The organism is Bacillus sp. MT(2024) (assembly GCF_036362845.1).
In the GTDB taxonomy this organism is placed as follows: domain Bacteria; phylum Bacillota; class Bacilli; order Bacillales; family Bacillaceae; genus Bacillus; species Bacillus velezensis.
Window position 1 is genome coordinate 1,695,418 of sequence record NZ_CP143632.1, and the last position, 17,800, is coordinate 1,713,217.

Genomic DNA, 17,800 nt, shown 5'->3' on the forward strand with positions numbered 1-17,800 from the left:
TATTGGAGGCGAAGTTCATGGCGGCTGCCGGAATAGAAGCGATAAATGTGTTTGGCGGGACGGCATACCTTGATGTCATGCAGCTGGCGGAGTACAGAAACTTAGACCCTGCCAGATTTGAGAATTTACTGATGAAAGAAAAAGCGGTGGCGCTTCCGTACGAAGACCCCGTCACATTCGGCGTTAACGCGGCAAAGCCGATTATCGACCGATTGACAGAGGCTGAAAAAGACAGAATCGAGCTGCTGATTACCTGCTCGGAGTCCGGCATTGACTTCGGAAAATCACTCAGTACATATATTCATGATTACTTAGGTCTCAACCGGAACTGCCGTTTATTTGAACTGAAGCAGGCCTGTTATTCAGGAACGGCGGGTTTGCAGATGGCGCTTAACTTTATTTTGTCGCAGACATCCCCCGGAGCGAAGGCGCTTGTCGTCGCGACGGATATTTCCCGGTTTTTAATTGCCGAAGGCGGCGATGCGTTAAGCGAGGATTGGTCTTACGCCGAACCGAGCGCCGGAGCGGGTGCCGTCGCCTTATTGATCGGTGAAAATCCAATTGTATTTCAGGCGGATGCGGGCGCCAACGGCTATTACGGCTATGAGGTGATGGATACATGCCGTCCGATCCCGGACAGTGAAGCCGGTGACGCCGACTTGTCATTGATGTCTTATCTCGATTGCTGTGAACAGACATTTCGCGAGTACAAAAACCGTGTGCCGGGCGCTGACTATAAAGAGACGTTTCACTATCTTGCCTTCCATACACCGTTTGGCGGTATGGTCAAAGGAGCTCACCGGACGATGATGCGCAAGCTTGCAAAAGCGAAAAACGCTGAGATCGAACAGGATTTTCAAACCAGGGTAGAGCCGGGGCTCCGCTACTGCCAAAGAGTCGGAAACATTATGGGGGCAGCCTCTTTACTGGCTCTTGCAAGCACGATTGACCAAGGGGCATTCGACACTTCTAAGCGGATCGGCTGTTTCTCGTACGGCTCCGGATGCTGTTCAGAATTTTACAGCGGCGTTGTGACGCCTGAAGGACAAACGCGGCAGCATTCTTTCAAAATAGAAGAGCATCTGAACAACAGATACAGGCTGTCCATGGAAGAGTATGAAGAACTGTTTAAAGGCAGCGGTCTGGTGAAGTTCGGAACCCGGAATGTCAAATTGGATATGAATATGATTCCGAACATTTTAGACCATCATGCAGGGAGCCCTCGTTTATATTTGGAAGAAATCACGGAATTTCATCGGAAATACAGGTGGATCCCGTGACCTATGAGACGATCAACGTCCGTTTTCAGCAAAATGTCTGCTTCATCACCTTTGATCGGCCTGAAGCCAACAATACGATTAATGAGCGTTTAGTGGAGGAATGCCTGCACGTTCTTTCTGAATGTGAGGACTCCGTGACCTCCGTAGTGCTTGAAGGGCAGCCGGAAGTATTTTGTTTCGGGGCGGATTTTGATGAGATGTACCGAAAAATGAGGCAGGGAATGCAGCATGCGGAATCGCAGGAGCCGCTTTACCGTTTGTGGCTGGCATTAAAATCCGGGCCGTACATCACAATCGCCCGCGTCCGCGGAAAAGTAAATGCGGGAGGTGTCGGTTTTGCCGCCGCGTGCGATATCGTCATTGCAGAGGAGAGTGCTTCGTTCAGTTTATCTGAACTGTTATTCGGACTTTATCCAGCCTGCGTTCTGCCGTTTTTAATTCAAAGAATCGGATTTCAAAAGGCGCATTATATGACGATTATGACAAAGCCCGTGCCGGCGCGCCAGGCGCTTGAATGGGGACTTTGTGACGTATGCGTCCCGGACTCAGCAACAGAGCTGAGAAAGCATTTGCTGCGTCTTCGCCCGCTGTCGAAAAAAGCAGTCATCCGCTATAAAAAATACATGGATTCCTTAAACGACCTTGTTCATCGTTCGAAATCCATTGCTCTAGCCGAAAATCAAGCGATGTTTTCAGATCCGGATAACCAATCAGCCATTTTCCGTTATGCAGAAACGGGGCGGCTTCCTTGGGAAACGGAGAACAGTTAGGAGGATATCATGCCGAACGCCGCAGTTGAACTGCTCGAAATTGAACCGGATATTATCCAAGTGACAATGCAGGATAAAGCCCATAAAAACGCCTTCTCCAAAGAACTGACGGATGGATTGATGGAAGCATTCACCCGTATAAAAAAATCGTCAGTCTATAAAGCTGTGATTTTAACAGGATACGGCCATTACTTTGCTTCCGGAGGCACACAGGAAGGTCTGCTCAGGATTCAGCAGGGCATCACGAAGTTTACGGAAGACCGCATGTACTCTTTGGCGCTGGAATGTGATATCCCCGTCATTTCCGCCATGCAGGGCCACGGAATCGGAGGCGGGTTTGTCATGGGGCTTTTCAGTGATTTTGTCATTTTAAGCAAAGAAAGTGTGTATACCGCAAACTTTATGAAATACGGTTTCACCCCCGGAATGGGGGCTACTTTTATCGTTCCGGAGAAGCTTGGGGCAAGCCTCGGCCATGAAATGCTGTTAAACGGCGGCCACTACCGCGGCGGTGATCTGGAGAAAAGAGGGGTGCCATTTCCGGTGCTTCCACGGCAGGAAGTATTAGACTATGCGCAGGAATTGGCCCGTGAGCTTGCGGAAAAACCGAGAAACTCTTTAATTACATTGAAAAGGCACTTGGTGACGCCGTTCCGCGAGCAGCTTCCGGCTGTCATTGAGAAGGAGTTAATCATGCACGATGAGACGTTTCATGATGATGAAGTGAAAAAACGAATCACGACGATGTACGGAGTATAAGACATACATCTTACATACAGATGAAATGGAGGCAGCTCTATGAAAAGTGATATGAAGGCAAGCGGGTTACTCAAGCCATCTGTCAGCTACGGAAAACCATTGCGGCTTTCAGCGGATCAGCCGATGACGATTCCTGAAGTCCTGCACAAAACCGCCGCGACAGCGGGAGATCAAAAGGGCATCACATATATACAGCCTGACGGCACTAAAGTGTACCAGACTTACAGCGGCCTGAAAAAGATCGCTCTTTCGATTGTGAAAGGGCTCCGCCAATCAGGAGTGAAGGCTCAGGATGAAGTCATATTACAGCTCAGTGACAATTCCCAGCTGATTCCTGCGTTTTGGGGCTGTGTTTTTTTAGGAGCGATCCCGGTTCCGCTTGCGGCCGCTCCGGCTTATACAGAAATGAACAGCGGGACGCAAAAACTGAAAGACGCCTGGACGCTTTTGAATCAGCCGTATGTCATCACAAGCCGTGAAGTGCTGCCGGAGATGACTGAATGGGCGGAGGAGCAGGAGCTTTCCGGGTTTTGCGCTTTGGCGGCAGAAGATCTCAGTGCGCATGAAATGGATACGGACTGTCATCATCCCCGTCCGGAAGATTTGGCGATGCTGCTTTTGACCTCGGGAAGCACGGGCACGCCGAAAGCCGTGATGCTCAGCCATGAAAACATCGTCTGCATGGTCAAAGGAAATATTCAGATGCAGGGCTATACAAGTGAGGATGTCACGTTTAACTGGATGCCTTTTGACCATGTCGGCGGCATCGGAATGCTTCATCTGCGTGATGTTTATCTCGGATGTGAGGAAATCAACATACCGAGCGAATCCATTTTGATGGATCCTTTAAAATGGCTCGACCTGATTGATCATTACCGCGCTTCGGTCACGTGGGCCCCCAATTTTGCCTTTGGGCTGCTTGCCGATTTCGCAGAAGAGATTCAAACACGGAAATGGGACTTATCTTCCATGCGTTACATGCTGAACGGCGGGGAGGCCGCGGTTGCGAAAGTCGGACGCAGAATTATGGAGCTTTTAGAGCCGCACGGTCTGCCGGCTAATGCCATCCGTCCCGCATGGGGAATGTCCGAAACGTCTTCGGGCGTTATTTTCTCAGATGAGTTTACACTGGAAAACACGAGTGACGACGATCGTTTCGTCGAGATCGGTCTGCCGATCCCGGGGTTTAATATGAGAATTACGGATGACCGCAATCAAGTGGTGGAAGAAGGAGAAATCGGCCGCTTCCAAGTGTCCGGTCTGACTGTAACGAGCGGATATTATGAGCGCCCGGACTTAAACGAGAGTGTCTTTACAGAAGACGGCTGGTTTGAAACGGGAGATCTCGGATTTCTGCGTGAAGGCCGCCTGACGATAACGGGGCGCACGAAAGATGCCATCATTATCAACGGTGTGAATTATTACAGCCACGCCATTGAATCAGCGGTTGAGGAATTGCCGGAAATTGAAACGTCATATACAGCGGCATGCGCCGTCCGGCCGAATCAAAGCACGACAGATGAGCTGGCGATTTTCTTTGTGACATCCATTCCGTTGGATGAGAACCGCATGACGAAGCTTCTTCATCACATTCACCAGCACGTGACACAGAGAATCGGCGTTACCCCTGATTATCTGCTTCCGGTCGCAAAAGAATACATTCCTAAGACGGCGATCGGGAAAATCCAGCGCACTCAGCTGAAACATTCATTTGAACAAGGGCAATTTGATTCATTACATAATAACAGACAAGAAGGCGGCAATTCAGACACGGCTTCTGCAGAGAAAGAAATTGAACGGGATTTTATCCGTTTTCTGAAAGAGGAACTTTCCATCGCGGATGAGCTTGTTGATCCAAATACACCGTTTCAAAGCCTTGGCGTCAACTCCATCAAGATGATGAAACTCGCCAGATCAATTGAAAAAACGTATCACATCCGGTTGACGGCAAGAGAGCTGCACAAAAACCCGACGATTGGCGCTTTAGCTGCTTATACTGCTGAAAAAGCGGCAAACATGTCAGCGGAGCATCATTCCCAAAAAGCCGAACCGCCGGCAGAACGGGAGAGACGGCAAACGGCGCCGGCGCTTTCAGAAGTCCAAAAAGGGCTGTGGACATTGCAGAAAATGTCGCCTGAAACGACTGCATACCATGTCCCGCTCTGTTTCCGATTCACATCCGGAATCGACAAAGAGAAACTGAAACAGGCGTTTCAGCTCGTATTAAAGCAGCATCCGATGCTCAAAAGCGCCGTGAATGAAACAGACGGCGGGTTTTATTTCATAGAAGCGGCAGATCCTTTTGTATTCTCGGAAGAAGATATTTCTGACGTCAATGAATCACAAATACCCGCTCTGATACGGAAAAAAGTGAAAGAGCCGTTTGTCAAAGAAGGCGGGCCTTTGCTGCGCGTGCAGCTGCTTTCAAAATCCGCCGCGGAACATTATCTTTTGACGGTCATTCACCACATCGTGTTTGACGGTATTTCATCCATTACATTTATTCATAGCCTGCTGGATCATTATCAGGCGCTGCTGGAGGGAAAAGAAGAGTTTGCGGCCGCCGCTCCCGGCATTCATCCCGATTTCGCAACTTGGGAAAAGCGGTATTTAGCGGGTGAAGAAAGCAAAGCTGCCCGCGCTTACTGGATGAAACAGCTCGGGGGAGATCTGCCTGACCTTCAGCTTCCGCCGATGCGCGCGGACAGCAGCGTTCCGGAGTTTACAGAAGATACGCTGACACGCCGTCTTCCCGAACGGCTGCTGAATAATCTAACGGCGTTTGCCGCATCCCGTTCGATTCATTTGTCTACCGTCATGCTGAGCTGCTATATGGTGCTTTTAAGCAAATATACGGATAAGGAAGATATTGTGACAGGCATGCCTGCCATGGTCAGACCTGAAGAACGCTTTGACGGAGTGGTCGGCCATTTCCTCAACATGCTTCCTATACGGAGCAGAGCCGGACGAAAAGAAACATTTGCTGACTTTGTTCAAAAGGTGCAGGATGCCGTTCTGGACGGACTGGATCACTCCTTTTATCCGTTTCCGAAAATGGTGCGTGATGTGCATGCGAAACCCCTGCAGAACGGTTCGCCTGTTTTCAGCAATGCCTTTTTCTATCAGAACTTTCTGCAGCATTCAAGCTATCAATCGATGCTGGATGAATACAAGGAATTCTCTTGTGAGTTTGTAAAAGACATTCATCAGGAGGGGGAATATGATCTTGTATTTGAAATGTGGGAAGAAGCATCAGGCATGGATCTTACGATTAAATACAGCACCGAATTATTCGACGAAGCAGGGGCGGCCAGACTTTTCAGCCAATTTGTACAGGCTGCTGAAGCTTTGACGGCGCATCCGGATATGCCGCTTGAGAACGTTTCTCTCATGACAAAAAGAGAGGAGCACATGATTCTTAAGACTTGGAATGAGACAAGCCGTGAATATCCGGATGCCTGCTTCCATGAATTATTCGAACGTCAGGCGGCAGAAACGCCGGACGCTTGTGCGGTCGTGTATGAACAGCAAAAGCTGACGTACCGTGAGCTTGATGAAAAAAGCACGAAGCTGGCGCTCTATTTGCAGGCGCACGGTGCAGGCCCTGATGATCTCATCGGCATTTATACAGACCGTTCATTGCATATGACTGTCGGCCTTCTCGGCATTTTAAAAGCCGGGGGAGCGTATGTGCCGCTTGATCCTTCTTATCCCGCTGACAGATTGGAATATATGATCGCCGACAGCAGGATTTCAATGTGTCTGACGACAGCTGATTTAGAGTACTCCTTGAACTGGGGAGGCGTGCAGACAACTGCCATTGACCGCGATTGGTCTCATATTGAAAGTACAGCCGCGGAAAGAACGTCGCTGAAGCGGTTAGTGACACCTGACGATCTGGCGTACGTCATTTACACGTCGGGCAGCACGGGCAAACCGAAGGGCGTGATGATTCCGCACCGGGCGCTGACCAATTTCTTAATCTCGATGGCGAATGAACCGGGGCTTACGTCCGAAGACAAACTGCTTGCCGTCACGACATATTGCTTTGATATCGCGGCACTGGAGCTTTACCTCCCTTTAATCAAAGGAGCGGAGTGCAACATCTGTAAGACAGAAGTCACAAAAGACGCACGGAAGCTGAAAGAGCTGATTCAAGAGTACAAACCGACGATCATGCAGGCGACGCCGTTTACGTGGAAAATGCTCTTTTATTCCGGATGGTCAAATGAAGAAAAAGTGAAAATCCTTTGCGGCGGAGAGGCGCTTAGCGAACAATTGAAGCAGCAGTTTCTCGATACGAAAAGTGAGGCTTGGAATATGTTCGGGCCGACAGAGACGACAATCTGGTCCGCGGTGCAGCGTATAACGGAAAATGAGAGCGCGCTTACGATCGGGCGCCCGATCGCCAATACCCGTGTGTATATTATGGATTCCGGTCTCAACCCTGTTTTAGAAGGGGTGCCGGGAGAACTTTGTATTGCGGGAGACGGATTGGCAAGAGGGTATTTCAACAAGCCTGAGCTGACAGATAAAGTTTTCGTCAGCCACCGGCTCGAACTGGGATCAAAGCTTTATAAAACAGGCGATATGGCGCGTTTTCTTCCCGGCGGCCGCATTGAATACATGGGACGGATGGACACCCAAGTCAAAATCCGCGGCTACCGGATTGAACCCGGAGATATTGAGAGCCGGCTGAATGCCTATCCGGCCGTACAGGAAAGCGTAGTGGTTGTGAACAATCACTCCGGAAATGAAAAGCTTTGCGCATTTTATATCCTGAAAAACGGAGAGCCGCTTCCATCCGCGAAGGAATTGCGCAATCATTTGAAACAAGCGCTGCCGGCCTATATGACGCCAGCTTCGTTTATCCGTCTTGAAGAGCTGCCGCTCACACCGAACGGAAAAGTTGACCGCAAGCTTCTTGCTGCCCGTGATCTGACGGAAAAGCAGCCGGACACACAAACATTTTCATCATCTCATATCCAGCAGGCGGTGCTGGCGATTTGGCAGGATGTATTGAAAAGCAAAGATATAGAGCTTGATGACCGCTTTTTTGATGCGGGGGGAGATTCGCTTCTTGCCGTGACTGTCACTGACCGGATGACGCAGGAACTGGATTGTGAATTCAGTGTAACGGAGCTGTTTGAATACGCGACGGTAAAAGACATCAGCCGGTACATCACAGAACAAAAACCGAAAGAAGCCGTTTTGGCTCCTGTGCCGCAAAAGAAAGTGAATACAGAAGACCGGGAACACCCAGCGGGAGAAATTCCCGATTATTATGAGGACAGTGTCGCGGTTATCGGTATATCCTGTGAGTTTCCGGGAGCGAAAGATCATTATGAATTTTGGAATAACATCAAAGAAGGCAAAGAAAGCATCACCTTCTTTTCAAAAGAGGAGCTCCGCCGATCCGGTGTTTCTGAAGAACTGGCTGATCATCCCGACTTCGTTCCGGCTAAATCAGTTTTAGAGGGGAAAGAAATGTTTGATCCCGGTTTCTTCGGCTTTTCACCGAAAGATGCGGAATATATGGACCCTCAGCTGAGAATGCTTTTGCTCCATTCATGGAAGGCAATCGAGGATGCGGGATATATCTCAAAAGAAATTCCGGAAACAAGCGTGTATATGTCTGCCAGCACGAACTCTTACCGCAGCCTGCTGCCGGAGGAGACGACAGCACAGCTGGAAACGCCGGATGGCTACGTGTCATGGGTGCTTGCCCAAAGCGGTACGATTCCGACGATGATTTCTCATAAACTCGGGTTGAAAGGGCCGAGCTATTTTGTCCATGCCAACTGCTCATCTTCGTTAATTGGCCTGCATTCGGCTTTTCAAAGCCTGCAGTCCGGCGAAGCCAAGTACGCCCTTGTCGGCGGTGCGACCCTTCATACGGAATCAAGTGCCGGCTATGTTCATCAGCCGGGGCTGAATTTTTCAAGCGACGGGCATATTAAAGCGTTTGACGCGGCTGCTGACGGAATGATCGGCGGTGAAGGAGCCGGCGCCGTGCTCTTGAAAAAAGCGTCGGATGCCGTTAAGGACGGCGACCATATTTATGCGCTGCTGCGCGGAATCGGCGTCAATAACGACGGAGCGGATAAGGTCGGATTTTATGCGCCGAGCGTCAAAGGACAGGCTGAGGTCATTCAGAAGGTCATTGATCAGACGGGCATCCATCCTGAAACGATCGCGTACGTCGAAGCTCACGGCACAGGAACAAAACTCGGCGACCCGATCGAACTGTCCGCACTTCAATCGGTGTACGGCCGATATACAGATAAAAAACAATACTGCGGCATCGGTTCAGTCAAAACAAATCTCGGGCATTTGGATACAGCGGCCGGAATGGCGGGCTGTATCAAGGTTGTCATGAGCTTATATCATCAGGAAATCGCGCCGAGCATCAATTACAAAGAGCCGAACCCGAATCTTCATTTAGAAGACTCTCCGTTTTACGTAGCGGGAGAAAAGAAAGAGTTAACCCGTGAGAACAGAGCGCACCGCATGGCTTTAAGCTCTTTCGGTCTTGGCGGAACAAACACACACGCGATTTTTGAACAATATCCGGATGCATCCGAAGCAGCAGACGCTGCCGGTCCGTTCATCATTCCGTTGTCAGCCAGAAAAAAAGATCGTCTGAAGGAGTACGCAAAACAGCTGCTGGCTTTTCTGGAAAGAAAAACGGACGCCGGCCTCGCTGATCTTGCCTACACGTTCCAAGTCGGAAGGGAAGCGATGGAAGAGCGCGCGGCCTTTATCACAAGCGGCACTGCGGAGCTCAAGCGGCAGCTTGCCGATTTTATCAATGATAAGCCGGCTGTAACAAGCTGCTTCAGAGGAGAAAAACAGCAGGCGAAAGATATTGCCTGGCTTTCTGATGATGATGACAGTGCTGAACTCATTGAGAAATGGCTTGCGAAAGGAAAAGGAACGAAGCTCTGTGAAATGTGGAGTAAAGGTGTCGCCATCAATTGGCACAAGCTTTACAAAGACAAGCATCCGAAACGGATCAGCGTGCCGGTCTACCCATTTGCAAAGGAGCCGTACTGGCCGAAAAAAGCAGAAAAGAAAACATCTGCCGCACACACCGGAATCTCAGTTTTACACCCGCTCGTGCAGCAAAACACGTCAGATTTGGCCGTTCAGCGGTTCAGCTCACGGTTTACAGGCTCAGAATTTTTCCTGAAGGATCATGTGGTCAGGGAAAAAGCGGTACTGCCGGGAGCGGCATATTTGGAAATGTCTTATGAAGCGGTAAAACGGGCGCTTGGCGGCTTATTAAAAGACCAAGACAGAATAACGCTCCATCATACCGTCTGGATGAAACCGATCGTCGTTCACGAACAAGAGCGCCAAGTCCATATTGCGCTGTTCCCTGAAGAGGACGGCATCATCTCATATGACATTTACAGCGTAAACGCTGACGATGAAGAAGTGCTGCACAGCCAAGGACGGGCCGAAATCATAAAGGCTGAACGAGAGCCTGAGGCCGACCTTTCTGCCATACAAAACAGATGCACAGCGGACATTCTTGATCCGGCGGCCTTTTATCGGGAAGGCCGGAGCAGGGGGATGTTCCACGGAAAAGCCTTCCAAGGCATTAAGTCCGCCTTTATCGGCGAGAAAGAAGTGCTTTCGGACATACAGCTTCCGGATTCTGTTTCTCATACGAACGGACAATTTACGCTTCATCCGAGCATCATTGATTCGGCTATTCAGACGGCGACGATCTGCATTATGCAGGAGTTTTCCGGACAAAAGCTGATTCTGCCGTTTGCGCTGGAATACCTTGAAGTCGTCAAACCATGCACACCGACTATGCGGGCGCATGCACGCTTCAGCGAAGGATATCAAACCGGTGATTCCGTGCAGAAAGCTGACATTGACCTGTTCGACGAAACAGGAGCGCTTTGCGTGAAGGTGAGAGGATTCTCTACGAGAGTGCTTGAAGGCGATGCAGAATCGGCTCAGCGGCCATCAGGCTCGGAAAAGGTCTTGTTTGCTCCGGTCTGGATAGAAACCGCCGCATCCGAGGAATCTTCTGTCCATGCTGATGTACATTTGATCATACTTTGTGAAGATGCCTGCCGTATAAAAGATAAAGCGGCATCCGGCCTGAAAGACGCCGAACTGCTGATTGCAGAAGGTGAGGGAGAAACAGCCGCTGAACGCTTCCAAAGCTACGCGCAGACAATCGCTGAACACATCCGGCGGATCATCAGCGAAAAAAGGCAGGGCCGCATTCTGATTCAGACCGTTATTTCAGCAGACGGCAGCCAGCAATTGTTTGCGGGGTTAACAGGTTTGTTAAAAACAGCCGAGCTGGAATACGGAAAACTTAACTGTCAGCTCATCGAAATGGAATCAATCGGCGAAATGCCGGCTGTCGCTCAAAAACTGAAAAACGACAGTCATCGGCCGCATGATAAACATATCCGTTATACAGGAGAAAAACGGTATGTGAAGGCTTGGGAAGAAATGCATCCTGCAGGTGGCGGCGCCGTCTGGAAGGACGAAGGCGTATATCTGATTACCGGAGGCGCAGGAAGCCTGGGGTTGATGTTCGCAAAAGAAATCGCTGGTCGCGTAAAACACCCGAAAATCATTCTGACCGGCCGCTCAAATCTGGCAGAAGCCAAACAGCGTGAGCTTGCTATACTTCAGGACTCAGGCGCAAATGTCGTCTACAAAAAGCTGAATGCGGCAGACCGGCGGGAAAATGAAGCGCTGATAAAAGAGATTACGGCGGAATTCGGGGAGCTTAACGGAATTATTCACGCAGCGGGAGTGATTCAAGACCGTTTCCTGCTGCAAAAAACGAAGGAAGAGTTCAGGGAAGTGCTTGATCCGAAAGTGATCGGCACCGCTTATTTAGATGAAGCCAGCAAAGACTGCAATCTTGACTTTTTCGTATTGTTCTCCAGTGTTTCCGGCGTTCTCGGCAATGTCGGGCAGGCTGATTATGCCGCCGGCAACGCGTTTATGGATGCATACGCCGCTTACAGGCAATCCCTTACGGAGAATGGCTTGCGGCACGGAAAAACGATCGCCTTTAACTGGACGCTGTGGAAAGATGGCGGTATGCAGGCGGGAGACGAGACGGAAAGAATGATGAAAAAAGCTTTCGGCATGGTTCCGCTTCAAAAGGCGTCAGGCCTGGCCGCATTTTATGAAGGAATGGCTCAGGAAAAGCCGCAGCTTTTAGCAGCTGAAGGAGACGCAGCAAAATTAAAACAGTCGTTCCTGTCCGTTTCTGAAACTGAAAAGCCGCAGGTGGAGAAAATAGAGCCTGTATCCGCCGTTTCGGGAGACAAATGGCACGGTGCGCTTATCAGATTGGTCAGTTCAATTTTAAAAGTCGGCCAAGACGAGATTGATATTGATACGGAACTGAGTGAATACGGTTTTGATTCCGTATCCTTTACGGTCTTTACGAATCAATTAAATGAAGCGTATCAGCTGGAGCTGGCGCCGACGATCTTCTTCGAGCACGGGACGATCCGCAGTTTAGCAGAGTATTTGACGGATGAAACAGAAGCAGGTCTTCCTTTTCAGCCGGAAGAAAAACACGATGCAGAAGAATCTCTTCAAGCGCTTCACACCGCTTTGACAGCCATGGTAAGCGGCATTTTAAAAGTTGACCGTGAGGACATTGATACAGATACGGAACTGAGTGAATACGGTTTTGATTCCGTATCCTTTACCGTCTTTACGAATCAATTAAATGAAGCGTATCAGCTGGAGCTGGCGCCGACGATCTTCTTTGAGTACGGGACGATCAGCAATCTCGCCGGATATTTGGCAAAAGAGCATCCGGGCCGTTTCGGCGAAAAGAAGAAGGAGTCTCCGAAAAAAGAGCAGCCAAAAGCCCAAAAACCGAAAACGCATCGGAAAAAGCGCTTTGCAACGGTAATGAACGCTAGGGCAGCGACACAAGAGCCGCGCCGCTTGGACCCGGTTGCCATTGTCGGAATCAGCGGCAGATTCCCGGGCGCGAAGGATATAGAGGAATTTTGGCGCAATCTGAAAGAAGGAAAAGATTCTATCACAACCATTCCGAAAGAACGCTGGGATTGGCAAGCGTTTGATGGCGACCCGAATCTTGAAAGGAACAAAACGAATATCAAGTGGGGCGGCTTTATCGACGGAATAGCTGAATTTGATCCGCTGTTCTTTGGGATTTCACCGCGGGAAGCCCAATATTTAGATCCGCAGCAGCGGCTGTTATTGACTTATGCATGGCGGGCGATAGAAGATGCGGGCTGTAAGCCGGAAAGTCTTTCCGGCACAAATACGGGCGTCTTTATCGGCACCGGAAATACCGGTTATAAAGATTTGTTCACAAGGGCAGGTCTTGCGCCGGAAGGACATGCGGCGACAGGCAGCATGATTCCTTCCATCGGTCCGAACCGTTTGAGCTATTTGTTAAATCTTCACGGGCCGAGCGAGCCGATTGAAACGGCATGTTCAAGCTCGCTTGTTGCGATTCACCGGGCGGTATCCGCTATAGAAAACGGAGAATGCGACATGGCGATTGCCGGGGGAATCAACACGATTCTGACGGAAGAAGCGCATATCAGCTACAGCAAAGCAGGCATGCTCAGCAAAGACGGAAAATGCAAAACCTTCTCCAAAGATGCCAACGGGTATGTCAGAGGAGAAGGCGCGGGAATTCTGATGCTGAAGAAACTGACAGATGCAGAACGTGACGGCAATCCGATTTACGGCGTGATCCGCGGTACGGCTGAAAACCACGGCGGCCGGGCGAATACGTTAACCTCGCCGAATCCGAAACTGCAGGCTGATTTATTGGTGAAAGCATATCGGAAAGCGGGCGTGGACCCGAGCACCGTCACGTATATTGAAGCGCACGGTACAGGAACGGAATTGGGCGACCCGATTGAAATAAACGGTTTGAAAGCGGCGTTTCACGAGCTGGCGAAAACAAATCAAGAGCCCGAAGTCTCCGATCACCGCTGCGGCATCGGTTCGGTCAAGAGCAATATCGGCCATTTAGAGCTTGCCGCGGGAGTATCAGGCGTCATGAAAGTGCTTTTGCAAATGAAGCACAAAACGCTGGTGAAAAGCCTGCATTGCGAGACGATCAATCCGTACATTCAGCTCGATGACAGTCCTTTCTACATCGTGCGGGAGACTCAGGAATGGACGGCAGCGAAAGATAGAAACGGAAATGCGATTCCGCGCCGGGCCGGGGTCAGCTCATTTGGCATCGGCGGGGTCAACGCCCATATCGTCATTGAAGAGTATGTTCCGAAAGCAGCCGCGCAGCCTGAGCACAGTCCGGAAAATCCGGCAATCATCCTTTTGTCCGCCAAATCAAAAGAAAAACTGTTTGAACAGGCGCAGCAGCTGCAAAAAGCGATCCGTCAAACGCCGTATACAGATCAAGACTTGGCGGGCGTCGCTTATACGCTGCAAACCGGAAGGGACGAAATGGAAGAGCGCCTGGCCATTCTTGCAGCGACGATGGCGGAATTGGAAACAAAGCTGGAAGCATTTACGAAAAATGAGAAAAACATCGCGGGGCTGTATACCGGCCAGTCTCACCGCAATAAAGATACGTTTGCCTTATTCACGGCAGATGAAGATATGGACATCGTCATTGACGCCTGGATTAAAAAAGGAAAATTCGCCAAGCTGGCAGAGGTATGGGTGAAAGGCGGCGTGTTGAATTGGAACCGGCTTTATGAAAAAGGTACGCCGCGTTTACTCAGTCTTCCGTCTTATCCGTTCGCAAAAGACACGTATTGGGTGCCTGAGAATCCTGACAAAAATAAGGTCCATACAGAGGAACGGATGAAACGTATTCTGACAAAACAATGGGAACTGAGCCCGCTCGAACTGCGTGAACCGTGCGCACGTTCCGTTGCGATTTTGACAGGCGGGGACACGATCAATCTCGCAGAAGAGATCGCAGCGCATATGCCGAATCACCGTATTATCACAACATCAGACCTTACCGGTGAATATGATTGGCAGGCGTTTGGCGGAGTCATCGACCTCCTCGGCGCAGCGAAAGAAGAAGCTTCTGGAGATATGCCCGGTATCAAATGGCTTCAGCAATTGATTGAGCATGGGCATAAAGAAGGGATGACACTGCTTTGTGTCACGAAAGACCTTGAGTCATTAAATAAAGAGGCCAATCAAACAACGGGAGCAAAACGGGCCGGGCTGTACAGAATGCTGGCATGCGAGTACAGTCATCTGTCTTCAAGGCATCTCGACCTTGAAGGAGCGCTTTCGGATGACAAACTGGCGAAGCAGATTGCCGATGAGTTTCATGCCCGTACTGATGACGCGGAAGTTTGCCGGAGGGACGGCTTGCGCTACCGCGCCGTATTGAGCGGCTCAGAAAATATGAATATGCAAGGCGAGAGAATTGATTTTCCGGACCACCATGTGCTTCTGATCACCGGAGGGACGAGAGGGATCGGTCTTTTATGCGCACGCCATTTTGCCGAACATTACGGAGTGAAAAAACTGGTGCTTACAGGCCGTGAGACCCTTCCGCCGCGAAGTGAGTGGACGGGCGGACTGAATGGGGTGACGGCTTCTATAAAAGCGAAAATTGAAGCTGTTCTCGACTTGGAATCCAAAGGTGTACAAGTGAAGGTATTGTCAGTCCCGTTAGCTGATGAAGCCGGGCTGAGACAGGAACTGAGTCAGATCAAACAGACGCTCGGATCTATTGGCGGCGTGATTCACTGCGCGGGTGTGACCGATAAAGAGACGCTCGCATTCATCAGAAAAACCGATGAAGACATACAGCGCGTGCTCGAGCCGAAAGTAGACGGGCTTCAGGCGTTATACAGTGTGCTCAGCGAAGAGCCGCTGAAGTTTTTCGTCTTGTTCTCTTCCGTGTCAGCTGCGATACCGGCGCTTTCGGCAGGACAGGCCGACTACGCCATGGCCAATGCGTATATGGACTATTTTGCAGACTCATACAAAGAGCAGCTGCCGATCGTAAGCATTCAGTGGCCGAACTGGAAAGAAACCGGAATGGGCGAAGTCACGAACAAAGCTTATAAAGAGAGCGGGCTATACAGCATCACGAATGCAGAAGGATTACAGCTCCTTGACGGCATACTTCTTGAATCAGCAAGAGGCCCGGTGCTGCCGGCCGTTCTGAATCCTAAGCTGTGGAAGCCGGAGCGATTCCTGCGGCGAAGCAGGCAGGATCAGCCAATGAGCCCGGCTATGGTAAAACCGGCGGAAAAAACCGCTGATACTGCCGCAGACAACGCTCAATTAACAAGGAAAACAGAAGAATGGCTGAAAGAATTATTTTCTGAAGAGCTGCGGATTGACCAGGATCAGCTTGAGACAGACGTATTATTCCAAGATTACGGAGTGGACTCCATTATCCTTGCTCAGCTTCTGCAGCGGATCAATCGGAATCTCTCGGCATCGCTTGACCCGTCCATTCTGTATGAATATCCGACGATTCAATCTTTCGCAAATTGGCTTCTCGAAGGATATACAGAAGTTTTGTCAGAACGGTTTGATTTGGCGGCGGAGCCTGTTATGAAGAAGCCGGCTGAGCCGGTAATTGTAACACAAGCCGTTAAGGTGCAAGAAGAGCCGGCCGAAAAACAGATTCACCGGGAAGATATCGCGGTCGTCGGCATGTCCTGCCGGTTTCCGGGGGCGGCTTCCTTAGAGGCATACTGGTCGCTTTTGGCTGAAGGCCGTTCGGCTATCGGTCCTGTTCCGGCTGAGCGATGGGGTTTGAAAACGCCTTATTACGCGGGAATGCTTGATGGAATTGATCAATTTGATCCGGACTTCTTTTTACTGGCTGAAGAAGATGTAAAGGCAATGGACCCTCAAGCTTTGGCCGCTCTGGAAGAATGTCTTAACCTGTGGTATCACGCGGGCTATACGCCGGATGAGATAAAGGGAGAAGCAATAGGTGTGTATCTCGGCGGACGCAGCCGTCACAGACCGGGTGAAGAGAAACTGCTGGATGCGAAAAACCCGATCGTCGCGCTGGGCCAGAATTATTTGGCCGCAAATCTCTCTCAATATTTTGATATGCGCGGCCCGAGTGTTGTCCTCGATACGGCTTGTTCTTCTGCTTTAGTCGGAATGAATATGGCCGTGCAGGCTCTTGTAACAGGAGAAATAAAAGCGGCCGTCGTCGGCGGTGTGAGCCTGTTTGAATCAGAAGAAACCCATAAATTATTTGAACAGCGCGGCATATTAAGTAAAGCGCAGTCGTTCCATGTATTTGACGAACGCGCCGATGGAGTCGTGCTGGGCGAGGGTGTCGGAATGGTTCTTTTAAAAACCGTGTCTCAGGCCATTGAAGACGGAGATTCTATTTATGCCGTAGTGAAGGCGGCATCCGTCAATAATGACGGAAGAACGGCAGGCCCGGCTACGCCGAGCCTGGAAGCGCAAAAATCCGTCATGAAGACGGCTCTTGAAAAAAGCGGAAAACAGCCGGAAGACATTACTCATATTGAAGCGAACGGTTCAGGCACGGTCGTGACGGATCTGTTAGAACTGAAGGCCATTCAATCCGTCTACCGTTCAAAAGATGCCGGCCCGCTCGGAATCGGATCTGTGAAACCGAACATCGGGCACCCGCTTTGCGCGGAAGGAATTGCAAGTTTCATAAAGGTTGTTCTCATGCTGAAAGAAAAGAGCTTTATCCCGTTTTTATCAGGTGAGCATGAAAACACACATTTTGATAGAGAAAAGGCCAATATTCAGTTCAGCCGCACTCTGGCAGACTGGCCGTCACCAATGCCGGCGGCAGGAATTAACTGCTTTGCCGACGGCGGAACAAATGCCCACGTCATTGTGGAAGCGTGGCAGGAAGACGAAGGGCGCCGAATCAAGCGCCACCCTTTAACACCGCCTGCATTAAATAAGCGGCTGATTTCGCCGGACAGCAAAGAAGAAACGAACGAAAAAGCTGCGGCAAACATCTGGGATACCTATGAAGTGGAGGTTTAA

At 50.2% G+C, this 17,800-nt stretch carries 4 protein-coding genes; all 4 read left to right on the forward strand.

The features are described from left to right. Positions 1-17: 17 nt before the first annotated feature. From VP472_RS08545 to VP472_RS08560, 4 genes are read left to right on the forward strand one after another with little or no spacing between them, the layout of a single operon-like run. On the forward strand, positions 18-1,280 hold the full coding sequence (locus tag VP472_RS08545; protein WP_032857383.1) for a hydroxymethylglutaryl-CoA synthase family protein: 1,263 nt from the start codon (positions 18-20) through the stop codon (positions 1,278-1,280). After that, complete coding sequence (locus VP472_RS08550; protein WP_060674185.1) at positions 1,277-2,050, forward strand: enoyl-CoA hydratase/isomerase; 774 nt, start codon at positions 1,277-1,279, stop codon at positions 2,048-2,050. The genes VP472_RS08545 and VP472_RS08550 overlap by 4 nt, the downstream gene beginning before the upstream one ends. A gap of 9 nt (positions 2,051-2,059) precedes the next feature. Continuing rightward, positions 2,060-2,809, forward strand: coding sequence for a polyketide synthase (locus tag VP472_RS08555; RefSeq protein WP_003154094.1), 750 nt, complete (start codon positions 2,060-2,062; stop codon positions 2,807-2,809). A gap of 39 nt (positions 2,810-2,848) precedes the next feature. Continuing rightward, positions 2,849-17,800, forward strand: a complete 14,952-nt coding sequence (locus tag VP472_RS08560) for a non-ribosomal peptide synthetase (RefSeq protein WP_153986660.1) — start codon at positions 2,849-2,851, stop codon at positions 17,798-17,800.

Coding starts and splice junctions, on each gene's coding strand:
- VP472_RS08545 (WP_032857383.1), top strand. CDS start 18: ATGGCGGCTGCCGGAATAGAAGCGATAAATGTGTTTGGCGGGACGGCA.
- VP472_RS08555 (WP_003154094.1), top strand. CDS start 2,060: ATGCCGAACGCCGCAGTTGAACTGCTCGAAATTGAACCGGATATTATC.
- VP472_RS08560 (WP_153986660.1), top strand. CDS start 2,849: ATGAAAAGTGATATGAAGGCAAGCGGGTTACTCAAGCCATCTGTCAGC.